General features: G+C 72.6%; 19 protein-coding genes. 10 read left to right on the forward strand and 9 right to left on the reverse strand.

Annotation, left to right across the window (positions count from 1 at the left end):
- The 3 genes from C0010_RS00005 to C0010_RS00015 all read right to left on the reverse strand — a co-directional run.
- On the reverse strand, positions 1-975 hold a 975-nt coding region (locus C0010_RS00005), incomplete at its 3' end, for a biotin/lipoyl-containing protein (RefSeq protein WP_332835775.1).
- 91 nt (positions 976-1,066) lie between these two features.
- Entirely contained in the window at positions 1,067-2,440 is a 1,374-nt protein-coding gene (lpdA, locus tag C0010_RS00010; RefSeq protein ID WP_105565026.1) for a dihydrolipoyl dehydrogenase, read from the reverse strand.
- Positions 2,441-2,501: 61 nt separating this feature from the next.
- The gene (locus tag C0010_RS00015) at positions 2,502-3,980 is read right to left on the reverse strand and encodes a leucyl aminopeptidase (RefSeq protein WP_105565027.1); all 1,479 of its coding nucleotides are present in this window, start codon (positions 3,978-3,980) and stop codon (positions 2,502-2,504) included.
- Positions 3,981-4,090: 110 nt separating this feature from the next.
- Between C0010_RS00015 and C0010_RS00020 the strand changes: the two genes are divergently transcribed.
- From C0010_RS00020 to C0010_RS00045, 6 genes are all read left to right on the forward strand, one after another.
- The gene (locus tag C0010_RS00020) at positions 4,091-5,020 is read left to right on the forward strand and encodes a proteasome assembly chaperone family protein (protein WP_105565028.1); all 930 of its coding nucleotides are present in this window, start codon (positions 4,091-4,093) and stop codon (positions 5,018-5,020) included.
- Positions 5,021-5,264: 244 nt separating this feature from the next.
- The gene (locus C0010_RS00025) at positions 5,265-6,515 is read left to right on the forward strand and encodes an RNA polymerase sigma factor (protein WP_105565029.1); all 1,251 of its coding nucleotides are present in this window, start codon (positions 5,265-5,267) and stop codon (positions 6,513-6,515) included.
- Positions 6,515-7,210 (forward strand): coenzyme F420-0:L-glutamate ligase, encoded by a 696-nt coding sequence (locus C0010_RS00030; protein WP_105565030.1) that lies wholly within the window; start codon positions 6,515-6,517, stop codon positions 7,208-7,210. The genes C0010_RS00025 and C0010_RS00030 overlap by 1 nt, the downstream gene beginning before the upstream one ends.
- 80 nt (positions 7,211-7,290) lie before the next feature.
- Positions 7,291-7,968, forward strand: coding sequence for a hypothetical protein (locus tag C0010_RS00035; RefSeq protein ID WP_105565031.1), 678 nt, complete (start codon positions 7,291-7,293; stop codon positions 7,966-7,968).
- A 23-nt stretch (positions 7,969-7,991) separates the two neighbouring features.
- A complete protein-coding gene (locus tag C0010_RS00040; protein WP_232531643.1) occupies positions 7,992-8,363 on the forward strand; it encodes a hypothetical protein in 372 nt (123 codons plus the stop codon).
- Positions 8,364-8,424: 61 nt separating this feature from the next.
- Positions 8,425-8,727 (forward strand): 4a-hydroxytetrahydrobiopterin dehydratase, encoded by a 303-nt coding sequence (locus C0010_RS00045; RefSeq protein WP_105565033.1) that lies wholly within the window; start codon positions 8,425-8,427, stop codon positions 8,725-8,727.
- An 84-nt stretch (positions 8,728-8,811) separates the two neighbouring features.
- On the opposite strand, the gene C0010_RS00050 is transcribed toward C0010_RS00045, so the two are convergent.
- The 4 genes from C0010_RS00050 to C0010_RS00065 form a co-directional block, all read right to left on the reverse strand.
- Positions 8,812-9,828, reverse strand: a complete 1,017-nt coding sequence (locus C0010_RS00050) for a sugar-transfer associated ATP-grasp domain-containing protein (protein WP_105565034.1) — start codon at positions 9,826-9,828, stop codon at positions 8,812-8,814.
- A 98-nt stretch (positions 9,829-9,926) separates the two neighbouring features.
- Positions 9,927-13,304 carry an error-prone DNA polymerase gene (locus tag C0010_RS00055; protein ID WP_105565035.1) on the reverse strand — a complete coding sequence of 1,126 codons (3,378 nt, stop codon included), beginning with the start codon at positions 13,302-13,304 and terminating at the stop codon, positions 9,927-9,929.
- A gap of 2 nt (positions 13,305-13,306) precedes the next feature.
- Positions 13,307-14,920 carry a DNA polymerase Y family protein gene (locus tag C0010_RS00060; RefSeq protein WP_105565036.1) on the reverse strand — a complete coding sequence of 538 codons (1,614 nt, stop codon included), beginning with the start codon at positions 14,918-14,920 and terminating at the stop codon, positions 13,307-13,309.
- Positions 14,917-15,621 carry a hypothetical protein gene (locus C0010_RS00065; protein ID WP_158685203.1) on the reverse strand — a complete coding sequence of 235 codons (705 nt, stop codon included), beginning with the start codon at positions 15,619-15,621 and terminating at the stop codon, positions 14,917-14,919. The genes C0010_RS00060 and C0010_RS00065 overlap by 4 nt, the downstream gene beginning before the upstream one ends.
- A gap of 129 nt (positions 15,622-15,750) precedes the next feature.
- Here C0010_RS00065 and C0010_RS00070 point away from each other — a divergent pair, with 129 nt between their 5' ends.
- Both C0010_RS00070 and C0010_RS00075 read left to right on the forward strand, forming a co-directional pair.
- Positions 15,751-16,413, forward strand: coding sequence for an alanine racemase C-terminal domain-containing protein (locus tag C0010_RS00070; RefSeq protein ID WP_232531644.1), 663 nt, complete (start codon positions 15,751-15,753; stop codon positions 16,411-16,413).
- A complete protein-coding gene (locus C0010_RS00075) occupies positions 16,410-17,450 on the forward strand; it encodes an alanine racemase (RefSeq protein ID WP_105565039.1) in 1,041 nt (346 codons plus the stop codon). The genes C0010_RS00070 and C0010_RS00075 overlap by 4 nt, the downstream gene beginning before the upstream one ends.
- An 81-nt stretch (positions 17,451-17,531) precedes the next feature.
- Here the strand turns inward: C0010_RS00075 and C0010_RS00080 are convergent, their stop codons facing one another.
- The gene (locus C0010_RS00080; RefSeq protein ID WP_105565519.1) at positions 17,532-17,750 is read right to left on the reverse strand and encodes a DUF7455 domain-containing protein; all 219 of its coding nucleotides are present in this window, start codon (positions 17,748-17,750) and stop codon (positions 17,532-17,534) included.
- Between the two features lie 182 nt (positions 17,751-17,932).
- Here C0010_RS00080 and C0010_RS00085 point away from each other — a divergent pair, with 182 nt between their 5' ends.
- On the forward strand, positions 17,933-20,017 hold the full coding sequence (locus C0010_RS00085; protein ID WP_105565040.1) for a DNA gyrase/topoisomerase IV subunit B: 2,085 nt from the start codon (positions 17,933-17,935) through the stop codon (positions 20,015-20,017).
- Between the two features lie 67 nt (positions 20,018-20,084).
- On the opposite strand, the gene C0010_RS00090 is transcribed toward C0010_RS00085, so the two are convergent.
- Complete coding sequence (locus C0010_RS00090; RefSeq protein WP_232531645.1) at positions 20,085-22,532, reverse strand: DNA gyrase/topoisomerase IV subunit A; 2,448 nt, start codon at positions 22,530-22,532, stop codon at positions 20,085-20,087.
- A gap of 107 nt (positions 22,533-22,639) precedes the next feature.
- Between C0010_RS00090 and C0010_RS00095 the strand changes: the two genes are divergently transcribed.
- Positions 22,640-23,773 carry an alkaline phosphatase family protein gene (locus tag C0010_RS00095; protein ID WP_105565041.1) on the forward strand — a complete coding sequence of 378 codons (1,134 nt, stop codon included), beginning with the start codon at positions 22,640-22,642 and terminating at the stop codon, positions 23,771-23,773.
- Positions 23,774-23,776: the final 3 nt, after the last annotated feature.

Consider the following 23,776-nt stretch of genomic DNA (forward strand, 5'->3'; position numbering starts at 1 on the left):
CGCTGCGGCGCCGGAGCCGACGCGGGCGAGCACTGCGCCGACCTCGACGGTGTCGTCTTCGGCGGCGAGCAGTTCGAGCACGGTGCCGGCGACGGGCGAGGGGACCTCGGTGTCGACCTTGTCGGTGGAGATCTCGAGGAGGGGCTCGTCGACGTCGACGGTGTCGCCGACGTTCTTGAGCCAGCGGGTCACGGTGCCCTCGGTGACGCTCTCGCCGAGCTCGGGGAGCGTGACGTCGGTTGCATCGCCGGAAGCGGCGGGTGCCTCGGCGGCGGGGGCCGGGGCCTCGGCGGCGGGCGCGGCCGGAGCCGGTGCGGCGGGTGCCGCTGCCGGTGCGGCGGGAGCCGCGGCCGGGGCCGCGGGAGCGGCGGACGCTGCGGCGCCGGAGCCGACGCGGGCGAGCACTGCGCCGACCTCGACGGTGTCGTCTTCGGCGGCGAGCAGTTCGAGCACGGTGCCGGCGACGGGCGAGGGGACCTCGGTGTCGACCTTGTCGGTGGAGATCTCGAGGAGGGGCTCGTCGACGTCGACGGTGTCGCCGACGTTCTTGAGCCAGCGGGTCACGGTGCCCTCGGTGACGCTCTCGCCGAGCTCGGGGAGCGTGACGTCGGTTGCATCGCCGGAAGCGGCGGGCGCCTCGGCAGCGGGGGCCGGGGCGGCGGGCGCCTCAGCAGCGGGGGTGGCCTCGGCCGCGGGCGCCACGGCGGCAGGGGCGGAGGGCTCGGCCGGCGCGGCGCTGCCGTCGCCGATCTTCGCCAGAACGGCGCCGACCTCGACGGTGTCGTCCTCGCCGAAGAGCAGCTCCTCGACGACGCCCGATACGGGCGAGGGGACCTCGGTGTCGACCTTGTCCGTCGAGACCTCGAGCAGGGCCTCGTCCTCCTGCACCGTGTCGCCGACGTTCTTCAGCCAGCGCGTGATGGTGCCCTCAGTGACGCTCTCGCCGAGCGCGGGGAGGACTACAGAAGTGCTCATGTCGAAGTCTCCTTGGGTAAAGGTTGGTGACGTATGTCAGCTTAGATCCCCGAGCCGCCGCACGAAAACCGGCGCGGCCCGGGCCGGGTGGTCAGAGGGAGTGCAGAGGCTTGCCGGCGAGCGCGAGGAACGCCTCGCCGAGCGCCTCGCTCTGGGTGGGGTGCGCGTGCACGAGGGGGGCGATGTCCTCGGGGTGGGCCTCCCACGCGACGGCGAGCTGGCCTTCCGTGATGAGCTCGCCCACGCGGTCGCCGAGGAGGTGCACGCCGATGACGGGGCCGTTCTTGCGGCGGACGACCTTCGCGAAGCCGCCCGTGCCGATGATCTCGCTGCGCGCATTTCCCGCGAGGTCGAAGCGCTGGGTCACGACGTCGTCGGCACCGAAGGCCTCGGCGGCCTGCGCCTCCGTGAGGCCGACGGAGGCGGCCTCCGGGTGGGAGTACGTGACGCGCGGGATGTGGTTCTCGTCGATGGGTGAGACCCGCTCGCCCGCGATCGCCTCGGCAGCGAGGATGCCCTGCTGGAAGCCGCGGTGCGCGAGCTGGAGGCCGGGCGTGACGTCGCCGACGGCCCAGACGCCCCGCACCGAGGTGCGCATCCGGTCGTCGACCACGATGTGGCCGCGCTCGACGGCGACGCCCGCCGCTTCGAGGCCGATCCCGGATGTCGCGGGGCCGCGCCCGACGGCGACGAGCAGCAGGTCGGCCTCGAGCGCCTCGCCGTCGTCGAGGCGCACCTCGACCCCGGAGGGCGTCTCGGTCGCCCCCGCGACGCTGACGCCGAGCTTGGAGGCGATGCCCCGCTTGCGGAACGCGCGTTCGAGGCCCCGGCTGACGTCGGCGTCCTCATTCGGCACGAGGCGGTCGAGGCCCTCGACGATCGTGACCTCGGCGCCCAGCGATCGCCACGCGCTGGCGAACTCGGCGCCGATCACGCCGCCGCCGAGCACGATCGCGCGGGTCGGGACGTCGGCCAGCGCGAGCGCTCCCTCGCTCGTGACGATTCGCCCACCGAGCTCGATGCCGGGGATCGTCCTGCTGAACGAACCCGTGGCGATAACGACGTCGGTGCCGCGGTACACGTCGTCGCCGACCCGCACGCCGCGGTCGGCCTCGATCACCCCGGTCCCGTCGACGACCGTGATGCGCCTGGCGGAGATCAGGCCCGTCAGGCCCCGGTGCTTCTTGGCGACGATGCCCTCGCGGAACGCGAGGGCCGCCGTGCCGTCGATGCCGGTCAGCTCCGCTCCGACACCGGCGGTCCGGGCCGTGCGCACGGCGTCGGCGACCTCGGCGGTGTGCAACAGCGCTTTGGTCGGCACGCAGCCGCGGTGCAGGCAGGTGCCGCCGACCTTGTCGCGCTCGATCAGCGCGACCGACTTGCCGAGCTCGGCGGAGCGCAGCGCGGCCGCGTAGCCGCCGGAGCCGCCGCCGAGGACGACGACGTCGAACGAGTGCTCGGTCACGTGGGGCCTTCTTCCTGACGAGGTGGGCGGCCGGCGCCGACCGGCGCCGGCCGCATCCGGATCACGCGACCTGGCCGCCCGCGGCGACGAAGTCGATCAGCGCGCGCGTCGACGCGCCCGTCGGGCCCTTGCCCGTGAAGCCGTAGGCGCTCGATGCGCTCATGGCGGAGCCGGCGATGTCGAGGTGCAGCCACGGAATGCGCGGTGCGTCGGACTCGCCCGCGCCGTTTCCGACGAAGCGGCGCAGGAACAGGCCGGCGAAGAGGGAACCGGCCGAGCGGTTTCCGACGTTCGCGTTCTGCATATCGGCCACGCGCGAATCCAGCTCGCTCTCGATGTAGTCCGGGAGCGGCAGCGCCCAGGCGAGCTCGCCCGTGCGGTCGGCCGAGCGCAGGAACGCGTCGACGGGGTCGGCGTCACCCATGATGCCGGTGTAGCGGGTCCCGAGGGCGACGAGCATCGCGCCCGTCAGCGTGGCGACGTCGACGACGACGTCCGGCGTCTCGCGGCTCGCGGCGACGAGGCCGTCCGCGAGCACGAGGCGACCCTCGGCGTCGGTGTTCGTGACCTCGACGGTCGACCCGTTCGCCATCGTGAGCACGTCGCCGGGGCGGGTCGCGCGACCGGACGGCATGTTCTCGGCGATGCACATCCACGCGGTGACCCGCACGGGGAGCTCCAGCTGGGCGGCGGCGCGGACGACGGCGAGCACCTCGGCGGCACCCGTCATGTCCTCCTGCATGCCGACCATGCTGGCCGCCGGCTTGAGGGAGAGCCCGCCGGTGTCGAAGGTGATGCCCTTGCCGACGAGTGCGACGTGGCGCTCGGCGCCCTCGGGCGCGTAGTCGAGGCGCACGAGGCGCGGAGGGTTGTCGGAGCCGCGGCCGACGCCCAGGATGCCGCCGAAGCCGCCCGTCGCGAGCGCCTCCTCGTCCCACACCGTGGCGGTGACCGGCAGGTCGGCGGTGTGGGCCTCGGCGGCCTCGGCGAGCTGGGCCGGGGTCTGGTCGGCGGCGGGCGTCGACACCAGGTCCTTCACGAGCGCGACGGCGTCGGCGTGCGCGCGCGGCGCCGCCAGGTCGGCGTCTTCGAAGCTCTCGGGAGCGTGCAGTCGGATCGCGGTCGCGTGAGCGCCCTTCTCGACCGCGTCGCGGTCGCTCTTGTACGCCGTGAACTCGTAGGCGCCGAGGAGCGCGCCCTCCGCGGCCGTGCGGGAGGCGCCGTCGATGTCGGCGGCGACCGCGACGGCGATCGCGGCGAATCCGGTGAGCTGGCGGGTCCCCGCCCCGACGGCGTCGCGCACGTCGTCAGCGCTGGGGTCGCTGCCGAGGCCCACGACGGCGATCGGCTTGTCGCTGACCTCGGGTGCGTGCACCCTGGCGTAGGAGCCGGCGGCGCCCGTGAAGCCGATGGCCTCGAGCGCGGGGCGGAGCCCTTCGAGCTCGCCGGCGTCGGCGAGCGTCGGAACGGCGATGATCAGAGCGTCCGCCTCGTGGGCGGTGAACGGCGCGTGAGTGACCGTGATCTCGGGAAGGGGCATGGCCTCCATCCTAGGACTCCCTCGCGCAGGGGCGCCCGGAGCGTGTTCACCGCTGGCGTATCCCGCCCCCGGAGCGCCGCGGTGTCGTCTGCGCCTCGTACCATGGGGATATGCCCGTCTTCGGTCCCCTGTACGAACGAGTCGCGAACGCCCCGGCGGTGCCGGAGCGGCTTCCGCTCGTGATCCTGATGACCGGTTTCACCGACGCCGGCGGCGCCGTCTCCGGTCTCGTGGATTTCGCGCGCGAGGATCTCGACCCGCAGCCGCTCGTGGCGTTCTCGAACGACTCGCTGCTCGACTACCGGGCGCGTCGGCCGATCATCACCTTCGACCAGGATCACCTCACGGAGTTCCGCCCGCCGCGGCTCGAGCTGTCGCTCGCGCACGACGCCCTCGGTCAGCCGTTCCTGCTGCTGTCGGGCTACGAGCCGGACTTCGGCTGGGAGGCCTTCGTCGAGTCCGTGCGAACTTTCGCGGACGACTTCGACGTCGCCTCCGTGACCTGGGTCCACGCGATCCCGATGCCGGTGCCGCACACGCGCGCACTCGGCGCCACCGTGAGCGGCACGCGGGGCGACCTGATCGAGGAGCACTCGGTGTGGCGCCCGCACACGCAGGCGCCCGCGACGATCGGCCACCTGCTCGAGCTGCGCCTGATCGAGGCGGGCTTCGCGACCACGGGCTTCGTCCTGTTCGTGCCGCACTACCTCGCGGACACCGAGTTCCCCGGCGCCAGCGCCCTCGGCCTCGAGAAGATCATGGCGGCGACGGGCCTCGTGTTCGACCTCAGCGACCTCCGCGAGGAGAACGAGGAGTACATCGGCAAGGTCGAGGAGCAGATCTCCGGGAACGACGAGCTGCGCCGGATGATCGCGACGCTCGAGGAGCGCCACGACGCCTACGTCGCGGGAGACGCGGCGGGCCACGCGCCGCACGCCGGCATGGACGAGTCGAAGCTGCCGAGCGCGGATGAGCTCGCGGCGGAGCTGGAGCGCTACCTCGCGTCGCGCCCGTCGCGCGACGACGACAAGTCCTCCTGAGCCCCGGGCCGGCGCGGTTCGGGCGCCGGAATCGGCGCGCCCATCCGGAATAGCCGGCTCCGCCCCGGCGTTGCTCCCTGTGAGGTTTGCTCCGCGATTGTCGATTGCGGGGCGGGCTGTGCCATACTAAGCGGACAGACCCGTTGTCAACCCCGGGTGCGAGCGCGGGGACTTGACATGGGTCTTACTCCTGCCCAAAAACACCCGGGGGCGACGCGCAAGCGCCGTCGGTGAAAGGTCTGACGTGACGACAGGAACGAAGACTCCGCGCTCGACCGCGAAGAAGAGCGCTTCGACGAAGGAATCGACCGAGGCTCAGGCCCCGGACGAGGCCGCAGAGACCGCGACGACGACGAAGAAGACGACCGCCGCGAAGAAGACGACCGCCAAGAAGTCCGGCGGCAAGAAGGCGGAGAAGTCTGCCGACGAGGCGACCCCCGAGACCGCGGCGATCGAGGTCGTCGAGGACGGCGACGACGCGAAGCGCAAGGAGAAGGCGGAGCCGCTGCCCACGGGCGCGATCGTCATCTCGCAGGCCGAGGAAGAGGAAGTTCCGGTCTACTCGACCCAGATCACGGGCGCCACCGCCGACCCGGTCAAGGACTACCTCAAGCAGATCGGCAAGGTCCCGCTGCTGAACGCGGCGGAGGAGGTCGATCTCGCCATGCGCATCGAGGCGGGCCTGTTCGCCGAGGACAAGCTGTCGAAGATGTCGGCGACCGAGAAGACGAGCCAGCTCGGCCTCGACCTGCAGTGGGTCGTGCGCGATGGCCGCCGCGCCAAGAGCCACCTGCTCGGCGCCAACCTGCGCCTGGTCGTGTCGCTCGCGAAGCGCTACACGGGCCGCGGCATGCAGTTCCTGGACCTGATCCAGGAGGGCAACCTCGGCCTCATCCGCGCCGTCGAGAAGTTCGACTACACCAAGGGCTTCAAGTTCTCGACCTACGCGACCTGGTGGATCCGTCAGGCGATCACTCGCGCGATGGCCGACCAGGCCCGCACGATCCGCATCCCGGTGCACATGGTCGAGGTCATCAACAAGCTCGCCCGCGTGCAGCGGCAGATGCTGCAGGACCTGGGTCGCGAGCCCACACCCGAGGAGCTCTCCAAGGAGCTCGACATGACGCCCGAGAAGGTCGTCGAGGTGCAGAAGTACGGCCGCGAGCCGATCTCGCTCTCGACGCCGCTCGGTGAGGACGGCGACAGCGAGTTCGGCGACCTCATCGAGGACACGGAGGCCGTGGTCCCCGCCGACGCGGTCGGCTTCACGATGCTGCAGCGCCAGCTCGAGAGCCTGCTCGACTCGCTCTCCGAGCGCGAGGCGGGCGTCATCCGGATGCGCTTCGGCCTCGGCGACGGCCAGCCGAAGACGCTCGACCAGATCGGCGACACCTTTGGGGTGACCCGCGAGCGGATAAGGCAGATCGAGTCGAAGACGATGGCGAAACTCCGCCACCCGAGCCGGTCGCAGTCGCTGCGGGACTACCTCGAGTGATGGCGGGGGCAGCGAACGAGGGCAAGGCTCTCGAGACCGTCATCGACGGCGCGAGCTACCAGCGCATCCCGATCCGGACCCACGTCGTCATGCCGGGCGAGAAGCTCGACGACGTCGTGTCGAAGTACGCGGTCGGCGAGGTGCGCGAGGGCGACCTGCTCTTCATCACGGAGAAGATCGTCGCGATCATGCAGGGACGCTCGTACATGATGGAGGACATCCGCCCGCGCAAGCTGGCCGTGTTCCTGTCGAAGTACGTCACGCGCACGGCGTTCGGCATCGGCCTCGGCATCCCCGAGACGATGGAGTTCGCGATCCGCGAGGTCGGAGCGCCCCGGATCCTGTTCGCCGCGGCCGTGTCCGTGGTCTCGAAGAAGATCCTCCGTCGCAGCGGTGACTTCTACCGCATCGCCGGCGACAAGGCTCGCGCGATCGACGGCCCGACGCCGCACACGATCCCGCCGTACAACAACGCGGTCGTGCTCGGCCCCGAGAAGCCGAAGCAGGTCGCGGCCGACATGAAGCGGCTCGTCGGCTGCGACGTCGCGGTCGTCGACATCAACGACCTCGGCGGCAACATCCTCGGTTCCACGCTCGACAAGGCGGGGGAGCAGCGCCTCCTGAAGATCCTCCAGGACAACCCGCTCGGCCAGGGGCACGAGTCCACACCGATGGGCATCATCCGGAAGGCGTGAACATCTAGCCTGCACTCTTGATCGGACATAATCAAGGTTCAGGTCTTGATCGACCAGTTGCCCGCCTCTAGGCTGGATTCATGTTCGTCATTACGGCCGATCAGGACGCTTCCCGGCGCACCGGGGAGCGAGTGGAGCCGTTGCTGGCCGCCCTGGAAGCGCTGATCGAGACGGAGGGGCTGCCGGGCGTCCTCCGCCCGTTCGAACGCACCGTGGGCGATGAGGTCCAGGCGGTCCTCACCGACGCCGACACCACGGTCCGGCTCGCTCTGGAGCTGCAGCGCCTGCGGGAGTGGGCGGTGGGCATCGGCGTGGGGGAGGTCGAGCATCTGGCCGACGACTCCCGCTCGTCCTCCGGCGCGGTCTTCATCGCCGCCCGCGAAGCGGTGGAACGGGCCGGGAGTCGGAGCGCGCCGGCACCGGTGGCCGTGGTCGCGGGCGGGGCGGCCGAACGCGCCGCCGACCAGGGGGCGGGCCGCGCCGCCCACCGCGCTGAGCCCGCCGCCGTGCTCGTGCGCGACGCCGAAGCACTGCTCCAACTGATGGCAGCCGTGGTGCGCCGGCGCACGGAGGCCGGCTGGGAGATGATCGACGCGCGCCTGCAGGCACCGACTGCGCGGGCCGCCGCCGAGGCGCTCGGGATCTCCCCCCAGGCCGCGAGCCAGAGGCTGCAGGCGGCTCTCTGGGACGAAGTCCGAGGAGTCGAGCCGCTCGCGGCGGGTCTGCTGCGCCGACTGGACGCCGCCACGGCAGGATGACCGGAATGGACGTGCTGTGGACTGTGCTCATCGCGATCGCCGCATTCGCGCTGTCGGCGGGTGCGGGCGCGCCGTTGACAGCCGGCATCCTGAAGCTGGCCGGCGGTCGGCGGCGTCCGCCGGAGGCCGAAGCCCCGGCGCCGGAGGAGATCCTGCGCGGCGGGCTGTGGATCGGCATCCTGGAACGCCTCGCCGTGACCGGATGCATTTTGCTCTCCTACCCGGCGGGAATCGCCGTCGTGGTGGCGATCAAGGGCCTCGGTCGATTCTCTGCGCTGCGCGACGAGCCGACGGGCGGGGTCTCCGAACGCTTCCTCGTCGGTACGCTCACGTCCTATCTCTGGGCGGCAGCCGTGGCCGTGGCAGCGGTGTGGGCGATCGCGGCCGTGGGCTGACGCGCGCCGAAGAGAGGGCGACCGCTGTCGCCCGCGCCCGTACTGTGATAGCCATGAGGCCATGGCCGAACGCATCTCAGCCGAGCAGTTCGCGGCGTTGCCGGAGGTCGCCGACTGGCACGCGGCCGACGATCACGCCCGTGCGCGGTTCCGTACCGGATCGTTCGCGGCGGGCGTCGAGCTGGTCGCGGCCATCGGGGCGCTCGCCGACGCCGCGAACCATCACCCCGACGTCCTTCTCACATACCCGGAGGTGACGGTCACCCTGACCACGCACGATGCCGGCGGGCTCACGGTGCGGGACGCCGACCTGGCGCGGCAGATCTCGCGGGCTGCACGCGAACGCTCCATCCCCGCGGCATAGGCGCCGCGGGCGAGCTCGACCTGCCGTCGTTTCGGAACGCGGAAGGGCGCCCACCCAGCGACCCCGCCTAGCGGCACGTCGGGGCTAGAACCCGATGGCCTGGCGGTAGCGGGGCTTGTGGCCGGTGCGGATGCCGGAGACGCTCGGCTTGTTCTCGTAGACGCCCGCGCCCCAGTTGCCCTCGACGAGGTCGGCGCCGTCAGCCGTGACGACCACGTCCCATCCGGCGTACTGCACCTCGGGCACCTCGCGCGCGGCGCGCTTGATCAGGTCGATCGCCTGGTCGTAGTGCGGCAGCTGCAGGTCGGCGATGCGGTAGCCCGTGTCGGGGTGCGTCTCGTGCACGTGGCCGTGCGAGTCGTAGCCTGCGCTCATCGCGCGGCCCGTGTCGGGGTCGAGCATCGTGTAGAAGCCGCCGAACGACATCTGGTCGCTCACCTGGCCGCGCCCGAACTTCTGCGTCGCGGCGAGGATGTGCACGTCCGTGCCGTCGAAGAAGGCGACGATGCGCGTGGTGTTCACGGTGCCGGGGCAGACGGCCGCGAGCTCGTCGTGCTGCGCGATGACCTCCTCGAGGAGGATCTCGCCGTCGGCCAGCAGCTTCGCGTGGAACTCGGCCCAGTCGGTCACGTCGGCGGCGTGGTAGCGGCGCACGCCGAGGCCCATGTGGCTGACGGGCACCTTGGCGATCACGGTGCCGAGGCGCTCGGCGAAGGCCTGCACCTCTGCGGCGTTGTCCTCAGTGACGACCATCCACTCGCGCTCGATGTAGTCGGCGAAGCGGCGGTTGAACGCGATCTTGTCCTCGAAGACCTTCCGACCCTCCGGCTGCGAGTAGCGCGCGGCGAGCTGCATCGAGACGGGGTGCGTCATGAACGTGGCCCGCTCGGCTCTGTTCAGGATCGCGAAGTCGAAGTCGACGTAGTCCTGGAACGCCACGTCGTGCTTGCCGGCCGACCAGAGCATGTCGACGACCGTCGTGGGGACGGCCTTGCCGTGCTCGGCGTGCACTTCCTTCGCGCGCTCGATGACCGACTTCACGTCGATGCGGCGGGCGCGCTCGTACAGGTAGCGCATCTTGGGTCCGATGGCGAGAGGCATGTGTTCTCCGGGTCGGCGTCGAGGTGCGTGCGCCCGTGGTGCCGGCGCACCCGCCCGAGCCTAGCGCCGCGCGCTGGCGAGAACCTTGGGGCCCGCCGTCACTGGAAGTCGCGCGAGCGGTGCGGCGCCCCCGTGCTCAGCGGCTCGAAGCCGTCGGCGTTCAGGTTCACGACGCCCTGGGGTGAGCGCTCCAGGATGCCGCGCGCGATCAGCGCGGGGCTGTCGCGCACGACGGCGCGATGCCTGGCCCACAGGCCGGGCGAGCAGATCACGTTCACGAGCCCGTGCTCGTCCTCGAGGTTGAGGAAGGTGATGCCGGACGCCGTGCCCGGCCGCTGGCGGTGAGTCACGAGCCCGGCGACCGAGACCCGCCGACCTGGTTCGTGCGTGCGCAGCGCCGTCGAGGGCAGCACGCCGCGCGCGTCGAGGCCCGCGCGGAAATGGGCGATCGGGTGGTCGTCGATCGAGACCCCCGTCGCCCACAGGTCGCCGACGAGCCGCTCGTAGCTGGTGGGGTCGGCGAACAGCGGCGGCTGCACGGCCTGCACCGTGCCCGGCAGGTACTCCGGGCGGTCGGCGGCGGCCGCACCCGCCGCCCAGAGCGATTCCCGGATGCCCTCGCCGAGCCCCGTGAATGCGCCCGCGGTCGCGAGCGCCTCCAGCTGCTTCTCGGTGATCCCCGTGCGGCGCACGAGGTCGTGCTGCGAGGCGAACGGCCCGCCCTCCTCGCGGGCGGCGACGATGCGCTCGGCGGTCGGCAGCCCGACGCTCGTGACGCCCGCGAGCCCGAGCCGCACGGCGAACCCGGCGTCGCGCCGGTGCGCCGCCGAATCGTCGGGCGCATCCGGATCGAACTCGGTCGGCTCCTCCGCCGACCAGTCGCTGATGCAGGCGGCGGAGCCGCTCGGGCCCGCCGCGCCCGGACCGACCGGTTCGAGCTCCTCCTGGGCGCCGGAACCGTTGATGTCGGGCCTGCGCACCTCGACGCCGTGGCGGCGGGCGTCGGCCGTGAGCGTGGCGGGGGAGTAGAACCCCATCGGCTGGGCCCTCAGCAGGCCCGCGAGGAAAGCGGCGGGGTAGTGCAGCTTGATCCAGCTCGAGGCGTAGACGAGCAGCGCGAACGACAGCGAGTGGCTCTCGGCGAAGCCGAAGCTCGCGAAGGCCTGGATCTGCGCGTAGATGGCGTCGCTCGCCTCGGCGCTCAGGCCGTTGCGCTCCATGCCCGCGTACAGCGCGTCCTTGATCCGGTCGATGCGCTCGAGGCCGCGCTTCGAGCCCATCGCGCGGCGCAGCAGGTCGGCGTCCTCCGCCGTGCAGTCGCCGATCGCGACGGCCATCTGCATCAGCTGCTCCTGGAAGACGGGGATGCCGAGCGTGCGCTCGAGCACGGGTGCGAGCTTCGGATGCGGGTAGGTGACGGGCTCGTCGCCGGCCTTGCGGCGCACGAAGGGGTGCACGGCGCCGCCCTGGATGGGGCCGGGCCGGATCAGCGCGATCTGGATCGCGAGGTCGTAGAACCGCCGCGGCTGCAGCCGCGGGAGCAGCCCGATCTGCGCGCGCGACTCGACCTGGAAGACGCCGATCGAGTCGGCGCGGCAGAGCATGTCGTAGACGGCGGGCTCCTCGCGCGGCAGCTCGCGCAGCTCCCATTCCTCGCCCGTCGCGCCCCTGATCAGGTCGAAGGAGTGCTGCAGCGCCGAGAGCATGCCGAGCCCGAGCAGGTCGAACTTCACCAGCCCCATCCACGCGGCGTCGTCCTTGTCCCACTGGATCACGGTGCGGCCGGGCATCCGGGCGTGCTCGACCGGCGCGACGGTGCCGACGGGGCGGTCGGTGAGCACCATGCCGCCGGAATGGATGCCGAGGTGCCGCGGCGCCTTCATCAGCTCGGCGGCGTACTCGATGACCTGCGGCGGGATGCCGCGGCCGTCGCCCAGATCGCCGTGCCGCTCGACGCGGCGCGAGAAGGCGTCCTGCTGGCCCGCCGAGTAGCCGAGGGCCCTCGCCACGTCGCGCACGGCGTTGCGCGGCCGGTACTGGATGACGTTGGCGACCTGCGCCGCCCTGTCCCTGCCGTACCTGTCGTACACCCACTGGATGATCTCCTCGCGGCGGTCGCTGTCGAAGTCGACGTCGATGTCCGGCTCTTCGTCGCGCATCGCCGAGAGGAAGCGCTCGAAGGGCAGGCCGTAGGCGATCGCGTCGACCGCCGTGATGCCCAGCAGATAGCAGACGGCGCTGGCAGCGGCCGAGCCGCGCCCCTGGCACAGGATGCCGCGCCGCCTGGCCTCGGCCACGATGTCGTGCACGATCAGGAAGTAGCCGGGGAAGTCCTTCTGCTCGATCACGTTCAGCTCGTGCTCGATGCGGGCCAGGGCATCCGGGCCCGCCTTCGGGTAGCGGGAGGGCACGGCGCGCCGCACCAGCTCGCGCAGGTACGACATCGGCGTGTGCCCCTCCGGCACCTCCTGTCGGGGGAGGCGCGGACGGCTGAGGCGCAGGGGGAAGGCGAGGTCCTGCGCGAGGTCGGCGGAGCGCTCGACGGCGCCGGGGAAACGCGCGAACAGGCGCGCCATCTCGTCTCCCGACCGGATGTGCGCCGCGTTGTGGGCCGGCAGCCAGCCGTCGAGGTCGTCCATGCTGCGCGTGGCCCGGATGGCGGCGGTCGCACGGGCGAGCCGGGCCCCGTCGGGCGTCGCGTAGTGGACGGCGTTCGTCGCAACCAGCGGGAGACGGGCGCGGCCGGCGAGATCGGCGAGGGCGTCGAGCCTGCGGTCGTCGAGCGGGTCGCCGTGGCGGGTCAGCTCGACGAAGACGCCGTCGGGGCCGAAGCGGTCGACGAGGCCGCCCATGGCGCGCTCGGCGGCGGAGAGGTCGGCGCCGCCGCCGGCGATGGGCCCCGCGAGCGCCCGCCCGACGGCGCCCTTGCGGCATCCGGTGAGCACGGCCCAGTGGCCGCGACCGAGCTCGGCGAGCTCGTCGAGGTCGTATAACGGGCGCCCCTTCTCGCCGCCGCGCAGCTGGGCCCGCGTGATCGCCTCTGCCAGCCGGTGGTACCCCTCGGCGCCGCGGGCGAGCACGAGGAGGTGCTCGCCCTCTGGGTCGGCCTCGCCCTTCTGGGGAGCCGTCAGCTGCAGGGAGAGCTCGGCACCGAAGACCGTCCTGAGGGACGTGCGCTCGGCGGCCTCCGCGAAGCGCACGATGCCGTAGAAGCCGTCGTGATCGGTGAGCGCGAGCGCCTCGAGGCCCTGCCGCTCGGCCTCGGCGACGAGGTCCTCCGGGGAGGACGCGCCGTCGAGGAACGAGAACGACGAGTGCGCGTGCAGTTCGGCGTAGCGCGCGCCGCCCTCGGGCCGCTCGGCCTCGGCGGCCGGCGCAGCGGCCTTCGGCGGGGCCGGAGCGGGGCCCTGTGGGAGCCTGCCGCTGAGCGTGCGCTCCATCTCGCGCCATGACATCGGGGGGTTCCGCCAGCCCATCGCTACGCGTACCTCCCCTCGAGCGCCCAGCCGGCGGGGGAGAGCACGGCGAGCCAGGCGCCCCCGTCGCCGTCGACGAGCTGGAAGCGGTGCAGACAGCGGGCCCGCTCGGCATCCCAATCGCGCTCGACGAGGGGCCACGGGCCCGCCCACGACACGATCGGCCGGCCCGACAGGCTCGCCGGCTCGGCCGTCAGCGCGCCCCGCTCGTCGACGGCGCACACCGCGCCGCCCGCGCCCGCGACCTCGACGGGGATCGGCTCGCGGAAGACCTCGGCGGGAAGCGGTGCGGGGAGGGCGCCCGGCCAGGGCCGGCCGGCCGTCGCATCCGGCGGCGCGTCGTCGTCCCACGGCAGCAGCACCTCGCGCTCGGCCGCCGTGCGCCCGCCGCCGACGCGCGGGCTGAGCACACCGCGGTGGCCGAGCACCGCCTGTGCTCGGGTCATGGCGTGGTGGGCGCGCTCGTTCGGCCCGTGCCCGATCAGGGCCGGCTGGTGGGCGTTCGCGGCGTCCACCGCCTCCGGCTCGATCCGCACGAGCGCGACACCGCCCCGCATCGCGACCTGCCCCGGTGCGGCCTCGCCCGCCGCCTCCTGCAGCTGCCACCGGATGCGGTCGACCGTCGCGGGGGCGTCGAACGAGACGGGATGCTGCCAGACGCGTTCCGAGCGGCGGCCGTCGTCGTCGACCAGCACGATGCGCACTGCCGTGCACGCCAGCCCCGCGGCGCCGAGCGCCTCGTGGAACTCCTCGACGGTGCGGCGGGCGGCGAAGGCGACCTGCTCGGCGATCTCGAGGGGCGGCTCGAGGGCGATCTCGCGCGCCAGCTCCGGCGGCGGCACGCGGGGGGAGACCTCGCGGGGGTCGGCGCCCGCGGCCCGCGCGTGCAGGGTCGCGCCGGCCGTTCCCATCCGATCGCGCACCAGCCGTGCATCGAGTGCCGCGAACTCCCCGAGCGTGCGCACCCCGAGGCGCGCCAGCAGCGCACCGGCGTCGGCGTCGCCCAGCGCGGAGACGGGCAGCGGGGCGAGGAACGGGGCGGAGCCGCCCGGTGCGACGACGAGGGTGCGCGCGCCCGGTTCCGCGCCGGGAGCCGCCCGACCGCCCGTGCCCGCGCCGCCGGCGAGCCTGGCCGCCTGCTCGGCCGCGAACACGCCGTCGGCGATGCCGGCGCGCACGTCGGCGAAGCCCGAGCCGCGCAGCGGTTCCAGGAGCGAGGCGGCGGCCGCCTCCTCGCCGCCGTAGAACCGGGCGGGCCCGCGGGCCCGCAGCGCCGCGAGGCCGGGGCGCAGCGCCTGCGCGCCGGGGGAGAGCTCCTCGAGGACGCGCAGGGCGTCGTGGAACGCGCGCGCGTCGCGGCCGTCGTCGGCCGGTGCGATCACGAGGGACGGGCAGGCCGACTGCGCGTCGCGCCGGCGCTGCCCCGCGCGGACGCCCTGCGACCGCGCCGCCGCCGAGCACGCGACCACGCGGTTGCCGTGCACGAGCGCGATCGGGGCATCCGGGGCGACGCCCTCCTGCGAGGCGCGCGCGTCGAGCTCCCGAGCGCGCGCCCGCAGCAGCGCCGTCACGGGCCAGTCGGGGAACCACAGCACGATCGTGCGGACGCCGCTCATGAGCCCACCAGCCTCAGCGACGGCCGCTCGGAGTGCCGAGCGGCGGGCTGTTCGGCGGTGAGCGACTCGACGGCGCCCGTCGGGCCCGGCAGCAGCACGCGGGAGGTGCGGGGCATCGGCGCGCGCCTCCCGCGCAGGGAGACCGTCGCGGCGCGGCCCGAGATCAGCCCGTGCCCGCGGCCGATCCCGACCCATTCCTCGCCGCTCACCTCGATCTCGGCCTCGGAACCCGGCCAGCCGCCGAGCGCCAGCAGCGTGCTGGATCGGTCGCGCAGGCGCGCGTCGAGCCGGCTCGCCTCCGCGGGGGCGGGGGATCGAGGCGGGCGCACGGCGACCAGCGGGAACACCTCGCACGCCGACGAGGCCGCCTGCAGCCATCGAGAGCCCGGTTCGGGGATGAGCACGAGCCTGCCCAGGTCGACGCCGTGCCCCGCCGCGGCTTCGACCGAGAGCTCGGGAACGCCGACGACGCAGCACCACTCGCCCGCGGTGGAGGCCGCGCCGAGCAGGGCGAGCATCAGAGACAGCTCGCCGCCCCCGAGCGCGTATGCGGCCCCGACACGGGGACCGCCGTCGGGGAAGAGGCCCGCGAGGGGGCCGGGAGCGGGCAGGGTCGCCGGCGCGGCGCGGCGCTGCTGCATCGACGCGATGCGCTCGCGCAGCTCCGCCACCCGCGCCAGATCACCTCGAGCCGTCCCCATGCCACCAGTTTAGAAACTATGTACGACATTCGCGAGGGGAGAGCCTGGATCTATGTTCTAGTTCGGGTTGAAGGTGAGTCAGCCCGGCGTGCGAGGCGGCCGACGCGCCCGCGCGCTAGGGTGGAGCGGATGAGCGTGGAGCGAACAGCCAGGGGCATGGGAACGCGCGAGGCGCGCGTGCGGGTGTCCCGCGGCGCGCTGCGCCGCAACATCGAGGACATCCTGCGCTGGACCACCGACATCGCGATCGACCTGCGCCGCGACGCCTGCGGGCACGGCGCCGACCTCGTCGCCGGAGTGGCGCGCGAGCTCGGCGTGCGCATCTACTCCGAGGGCGACGACCCCGCGGGCGCCCGTTCGCTGGCTCCGCTCGACGCCGTGTACGGGCTCGCCGGCCGCGGAACCCCGGCGATGACGCTCGCCGCGCCCGTGCTCTCGACGAAGCCGCTGCGCGCGGGCGAGGGCGTCTCGTACGGCTACCGGTTCCGCGCCGAGCGGGACACGACGATCGCCCTGGTCGCCGGCGGCTACGCGCAGGGCCTCGTGCGTGCGATCGGCGGGCACGCGGAGACCCTGCTGAACGGCTCCAGGCGACGCATCGTCGGCCGCATCGCGATGGACGTCCACGTCGTCGACCTGGAGGGCGCCGGCGCCGAACCGGGTGACGAGAGCGTGCTGTTCGGCGAGGGCGATCCTTCTCTGCTGGCGGCGTGGGCCGCCGCGACGGGCATGACGGAGCTCGAGCTGGCCGCCTGCGTCGGCCGCAGCGTCGAACGGGAGGCGATCGCATGACGACGGGAGCGAGGCTCCGCATCGACCTGGCCCGGTTCCGCAGGAACGTGGCGGCCGTGCGCGAGCGCATGGCGCCCGCCGACGTGCTCGTCGTCGTGAAGGACGACGCCTACGGGCACGGCGTCGAGCCGATCGTCCGCGCGGCCGTCGACGCCGGTGCGACGTGGTTCGGCGCGATCGACCCCGCCAGCGCCCTGCGGGCGAAGGCCGTCGCCGGGGATGCCGCCCGGGTGTTCAGCTGGCTGACCGCGACCGATGCCGAGGTCGCGGAGATGCTCGCCGCCGGCCTCGAGCTGGGGGTCGGCGATGCCGGCTACCTCGAGCGGGTCGCGGAGACCGCCCGCGGCGGAGAGCCGGCGCCCGTGCACCTGAAGATCGACACGGGCCTGCACCGGAACGGCATCCGCCCCGAGGCCTGGCCGTCGGTGTGCGCTCGCGCGGCGGAGCTGGAGGCGGCTGGCGACATCAGGGTCGTGGGGCTCTGGAGCCACATCGCAGAGGCGAGCGACGACGAGGACGACGCGTCCCGCGCCGTGTTCGACGGGGCCGTGGCACAGGCGCGGGCCGTCGGGCTCGCGCCCGCGGTGCGACACCTCGCCGCGAGCGCCGCGGCGTGGCACCGGCCGGAGTTCCGGTACGACCTCGTGCGCATCGGCGCATTCTGCTACGGCGTGCGCTCGGCCGACGGCCCCGAGCTCGAGGGGCTCGAGGCCGTCGCAACGCTGACCGCGCCCGTGACCGCCGTCGGCGGCGGCACGGCGACCGTCGACATCGGGTCAGCCGACGGCGTCTTCTCGACGTGGGCCGGTCGCGTCGACGTCGCCGCCCCCGGTGGCCGCCGCGCGCTCGAGAGCGTCGGCCCCTTCGATTCCCGCGTGGCCGCCTGGCCCGGCGCGGCCATCGGCGATGAGGTCGCGATCTTCGGCGCGCGCGCCGATGGCGCGCCGACCTCGACCGATCAGGCCGAGGCGATCGACACGGTCGGCGAGGAGCCCCTGCTCAGGCTCTCGTCGCGCATCCGCCGCGAGTACGTCTGAGGCGGCGTTCGCGCGAACGCACGAGAACGCCCCGGAGGATCATCCGGGGCGTTCGTGCGTGATTGTCCGTTCAGCGCGGGGTCAGAGGGCCGACACCGATTCCAGGCGGTCGGTCTCGTCGTGCCACTCGGTCGCCACGGCGCGGAGCTTCTCCTCGAACTTGCGACCGTGGTGGGCGCAGTACAGGAGCTCGCTGTCGCCGACCGTCGCGGCGATGTACGCCTGCGCGCCGCAGGCGTCGCAGCGGTCGAGCGCCGTGAGGCGGTGGGTCACGGGGGCTTCGGCGGTTGCTGCAGTCATGGTGTCGGCCTCCTCGGGTTGCCTCATGCGGTGAACCGTGTGCATTCATGTAACCACGCGCGGCTGGGGGAGGGCTCCGCTCGGCGGCGCGTTTCGCTCACCGCGAAGCGGGGAATGCGAGCCTCGAGCGCGACTGTGTGTCCAGCGGGCCCGAACGCCGCACGCGGGTAGAGTCGTAGCTTGTGACTGCCGAGTATTCCGCCCACCACCTGCAGGTCCTCGAAGGGCTCGAGGCCGTCCGCAAGCGACCGGGCATGTACATCGGCTCGAACGGCTCGCCGGGCCTCATGCATTGCTTGTGGGAGGTCATCGACAACTCCGTCGACGAGGCGGTGGCCGGCAACGGCGACCGGATCGACATCATCCTGCGTTCCGACGGCAGCGTCGAGGTGCAGGACCGCGGCAGGGGCGTCCCCGTCGACGTCGAGCCGCGCACGGGCCTGACGGGCGTCGAGGTCGTCTTCACGAAGCTGCATGCGGGTGGCAAGTTCGGCGGCGGCTCCTACGCCGCATCCGGCGGCCTGCACGGCGTCGGCGCCTCCGTCGTGAACGCGCTCAGCGAGCGCCTCGACGTCGAGGTCGACCGCGCCGGCAAGACCTACGCCATGAGCTTCCACCGGGGCGAGCCCGGCATCTTCGCCGACTCCGGCGAGAAGACCCCCGACGCCGTGTTCCGCCCGTTCGAGCAGTCGAGCGAGCTGCGCGTGATCGGCAAGGCCAAGAAGGGCGTCTCGGGAACGCGGGTGCGCTACTGGGCCGACCGGCAGATCTTCACGAGGGACGCCGCGTTCCAGCTCGAGGAGCTGATGACGCGCGCCAGGCAGACGGCCTTCCTCGTGCCAGGCCTCGAGATCTCGATCCGCGATGAGCGCGATCCGGATGCGGCCCCGGTCGAGACATCCTACAAGTTCGAGGGCGGCATCTCGGAGTTCGTCGACCATCTCGCAGCCGATGCACCCGTCACCGACACGTGGCGCTTCCAGGGCTCCGGTTCGTTCACCGAGACGGTGCCGACGCTGCAGGCCGACGGGTCGATGCGCTCGACGGAGGTCGAGCGCGAGTGCCGCGTCGACATCGCGCTGCGCTGGGGCACCGGCTACGACACCACGACCCGTTCGTTCGTGAACATCATCGCGACGCCCAAGGGCGGCACGCATCAGCAGGGCTTCGAGCAGGAGCTGCTGAAGCAGATGCGCGCCGAGGTCGACAAGAACGCGCGCCGGTTGAAGGCCGGCAACGACAAGCTCGACAAGGACGACGTGCTCGCGGGCCTGACCGCCGTGCTCATGGTCGAGCTCCCCGAGCCGCAGTTCGAGGGCCAGACCAAGGAGGTGCTCGGCACGCCTGCGGCCAAGCAGATCGTGGCGAAGGTCGTGCGCGAGAACATGAAGGCGATGTTCGCCTCGACCAAGCGCGACGACAAGAGCCAGGTCTCGATGCTGCTCGACAAGGTCGTCGCCGAGATGAAGGCGCGCATCTCCGCGCGCACGCACAAGGAGACTCAGCGCCGCAAGAACGCGCTGGAGAGCTCCACGCTGCCGACGAAGCTCGTCGACTGCCGCACGAAGGAGACCGACTCCTCCGAGCTGTTCATCGTCGAGGGCGACTCGGCTCTGGGCACCGCCAAGCTCGCCCGCGACAGCGAGTTCCAGGCGCTCCTGCCCATCCGGGGCAAGATCCTGAACGTGCAGAAGGCGTCGATCAGCGACATGCTCTCGAATGCCGAGTGCGCGTCGATCATCCAGGTGATCGGCGCCGGATCAGGCCGCAGCTTCGACGTGGACGCCGCTCGCTACGGCAAGGTCATCATGATGAGCGATGCCGACGTCGACGGCGCCCACATCCGGACGCTCCTGCTGACGCTGTTCTACCGCTACATGCGCCCCCTCATCGAGGCGGGCCGCGTGTTCTCGGCCGTGCCGCCGCTGCACCGCGTCGTCGTGATCAACCCCGGCTCGAAGCCGAACGAGACGATCTACACGTACAGCGAGGCCGAGTTGCACAAGCTCCTGACGAAGCTGACCAAGGCAGGCAAGAAGTGGCAGGAGCCGGTGCAGCGGTACAAGGGCCTGGGCGAGATGGACGCCGACCAGCTGGCGGAGACCACGATGCAGCGCGACGGGCGCCTGCTGCGCCGCGTGCGCGTCGAGGATGCCGAGGCCGCTGGCCGGGTGTTCGAGATGCTGATGGGCAACGACGTCGCGCCGCGCCGCGAGTTCATCGTGTCGAGCGCCGACCGCCTCGACCGAGACGCCATCGACGCCTGACTCTTCATTTCTGGCACATCTCCGGGTGGGACTACCACCGGAGATGTGCCAGAAATGTAGAGATGGATCAGGCGAGTGCGCGGCCGATCGATGCGATCACGGCATCGAGCGGCTGCCCTGAGGCGTCGCGGCGGGCGAGCGTCTCCGGGAGCTTCCGCGCCGAGCCCGTCGCGTCGACGGCGTGCGCGGGGTCGGGCCCGACCCACGCCAGCGACAGCGCGCTCTCGCCCTTCAGGAGGGAGTGCGCCCGCACGCCCGCTGTGGCACGGCCCTTGGCCGGGAACTCGGAGAAGTCGCTGATCTTCGCCCTGCCGGCCTCCGTCCCGGGGATCGCGGTGGCGTCGCCCGAGATCGTCACGACCACGGTGTCGGCGCCGGTCGTCGCCCCGAAGAAGATCGCCTCGGCGCCGCTCGCGAGCTTCATGCCCGTCATTCCACCTGCGGGCGCGCCTTGCGGGCGCACGCTGTCGGCCGCGAACCGCAGCAGTTGGGCGGTGTTCGTCACGAACACGAGCTCCGTGCCGTCGGGGGCCGCTGCGGCGCCGACGACGCGGTCGCCCGGCTTCAGGCCGATCACGTCGATCTCCGGCTTCTCGGCGAGCGCGCTCGGCACGATGCGCTTGACGACGCCCTGCGCCGTGCCCAGCGCGACCGGCGCGTCGGAGCCGAGGGGAACGATCGTCAGCACCGTCTCCGACTTGTCGACCAGCCCGATGTAGTCGCGCAGCTTCTCGCCGGCGCCGAGCTGCACCGACGTCGGCGGAACGGAGGGCAGGTCGACGGGGGAGAACCGGATGAGCCTGCCGCGGGACGTGATCGCGCCGAGCTCGCCCCTGACGGTGCCCATCGCCGTCGCGAGGATCGCGTCGTGCTTGCTGCGGCGGGTCGGCACCGTGACCTGCTGGCCGTCGGCGAGGTCGATGCGCACGACGCGACCGGTCGTCGACAGCGCGACGAGCGTCGGGCCGTCGGCGATCTGCAGATCGACCTCCTGGCCGCGCTTCGCCTTCGGCGCGGCGGGCTTCGCGTTCAGCAGCAGCGTGCGGCGCGGGGTGCCGTGCTCCTCGGCGACGGCCTCCAGCTCTCGGGCGACCTGGGCGCGCAGCAGCGTCTCGCTGCCGAGCAGCTCCTCCAGCGCCGCGATCTCGCTGAGCAGCTTGTCGCGCTCCGCTTCGAGCTCGAGGCGCGAGAACTTGGTCAGCCGGCGCAGGCGCAGTTCGAGGATGTACTCGGCCTGCACCTCGTCGAGGTCGAACACCTGGCAGAGGCGCGAGCGCGCCTGGTCGGCCGTCTCGGACGACCGGATGACCTCGATCACCTCGTCGATGTCGAGGATGGCCGTGAGCAGGCCGCGCACGAGGTGCAGGCGCTCCTGCCGGCGCTTGAGGCGGTAGCGGCTGCGGCGCGTGACGACCTCGATGCGGTGGTCGAGGTAGACCCGCAGCATCTCCTTGAGGCCGAGCGTCTGCGGCTGGCCGCCGACGAGCGCGACGTTGTTGAAGGAGAACGAGTCCTCCATCGGCGTCAGCTGGTACAGGCGCTCGAGCACGGCCTGCGGGTCGAACCCCGTCTTCACGCCGATGACGAGCCGCAACCCGTTCGTGCGGTCCGTGAAGTCGTTGACGTCGGCGATGCCCTGCAGCTTCTTCGACTGCACGGCCGTCTTCATCCGCTCGATGACGCGCTCGGGGCCGACCATGTACGGCAGCTCCGTCACGACGATGCCGGTGCGCCGGGGGCCGATCTGCTCGATGGAGGCCTTCGCGCGCACCTTGATGGCGCCGCGCCCGGTCCCGTACGCGTCGGTGATGCCGTCGAGGCCCATCACGATCCCGCCGGAGGGGAAGTCGGGGCCCGGCACGAACTCCATCAGCTCGGCGGTCGTGGCCTCGGGGTTCTCGAGCAGGTGCGTCGCGGCGCCCACCACCTCGATGAGGTTGTGCGGGGCCATGTTGGTCGCCATGCCGACCGCGATGCCGCTGGCGCCGTTGACGAGCAGGTTGGGGTACGCGGCGGGCAGCACGTCCGGCTGCATGAACTGGCCGTCGTAGTTCGGCACGAAGTCGACGACATCCTCGTCGAGGTGCTCCGTCAGGGCGAGCGCGGCCGGCGCCATCCGCGCCTCGGTGTAGCGCGCGGCGGCGGGTCCGTCATCGAGCGAGCCGAAGTTGCCGTGGCCGTCGACGAGCGGCAGGCGCAGCGCGAAGTCCTGCGCGAGGCGCACGAGGGCGTCGTAGATCGCGCTGTCGCCGTGCGGGTGCAGCTTGCCCATCACGTCGCCGACCACGCGCGCGCTCTTGACGTGCCCGCGGTCGGGGCGCAGGCCCATCTCCGCCATCTGGAACAGGATGCGGCGCTGCACGGGCTTCAGGCCGTCGCGCGCATCGGGCAGGGCGCGCGAGTAGATCACGGAGTAGGCGTACTCGAGGTACGAGCCCTGCATCTCGGCCTCGAGGTCGATGTCCTCGATGCGCTCGACAACCGGTTCGGCGGGCGATGACTGCTTCCGCGCCATGGGGTCGTGACCTCTCTCTGAGTGCGGCGGCGCCGAGCGGGCGGCGGCCGTGTCGTGGGGCTCCGGCGGCCTCCGCGCTCGGGCGGCGCTGTGGGAGACTGATCCGGATGTCATCGATCGTAGTCGGGGCCCCGCCGCACGCCCGCAGCCTCGCCGGAATTTCGCCCGAGATCCTGCTCTCGCTGCGGGGCGCGGGCACGTGGCTCCCGGCCGCGCGAGGGGCCGTCATGTTCGTCGTCGACGGGCTCGGCGCGATCCAGCTGCGGCAGCACGCCGGCCACGCCCGGGTGCTGTCGCGGGCCATGGCGAAGAAGGACATCGCGGCCACGGTGTTCCCCTCGACGACGGCCGCCGCACTGACGACACTGCTGACCGGTGCGGAGCCGGGGGTCCACGGCCTCGCCGGCTACCGGGTGATGGACCCGGACCGCGGCCGCGTCGTCGGGCAGATCGACGGCTACGAGAAGGACGGCCTCGATCCCGTGGCGTGGCAGCGCGAGCCGACGGTGTTCGAGCGAGCCGCCGCGGAGGGGCTCGCTCCCTTCGCCGTGAGCCGCCGCAGGTACGCCGAGAAGGGGCTGACGCGCGCCATCATGCGCGGCGCGGAGTTCGTCGGGGAGGACGACGCCGCCCAGCGCGTGCGGGTCGCGCTGTCGCTAGCCGACCGCAACGACGGCGCCTTCGTATACTGCTATCTGCCGGAGCTCGATCAGGCCGGCCACAAGCACGGCGTCGACTCGGCGGAGTGGCGCGGTGCCCTCGAGCTGATCGACGCTGCGCTCGCGCCGGCCGTCGACGCCCCGAGCGGCATCGGCGCGATCGTCACGAGCGACCACGGCATGGTCGACGTTCCGCGGCACAGGCACGTGCTGCTGCGCGACGGGGACCCGCGCCTGGCCGGAGTGCGCGCGCTCGGCGGCGAGCCGCGCCTGCTGCACGTCTACCTCGAGCCGGGCGCCGACTCGGCGGCCGCCGCATCCGTGTGGCGCGAGGAGTCGGGCGCCGCGGCGGACGTCGCGACCCGCGAGGAGGCGATCGGGGGCGGCCTCTTCGGTTCGGAGGTCGCGCCGCACGTGCGCGATCGGATCGGCGACCTCCTCGTCGCCGCGCGCGGTCTCTGGGCGTTCTACGACGATCGCCTGGCGAACAAGCAGGCGCAGAACATGATCGGCCAGCACGGCTCCGTGACGCCGGAGGAGATGACGGTTCCGCTCATCCGGCTCGGCGCGTACGCGCGCTGAGGC

Origin of the sequence: Microbacterium halophytorum, assembly GCF_002970975.1 — a bacterium.
Lineage (GTDB): Bacteria > Actinomycetota > Actinomycetes > Actinomycetales > Microbacteriaceae > Microbacterium > Microbacterium halophytorum.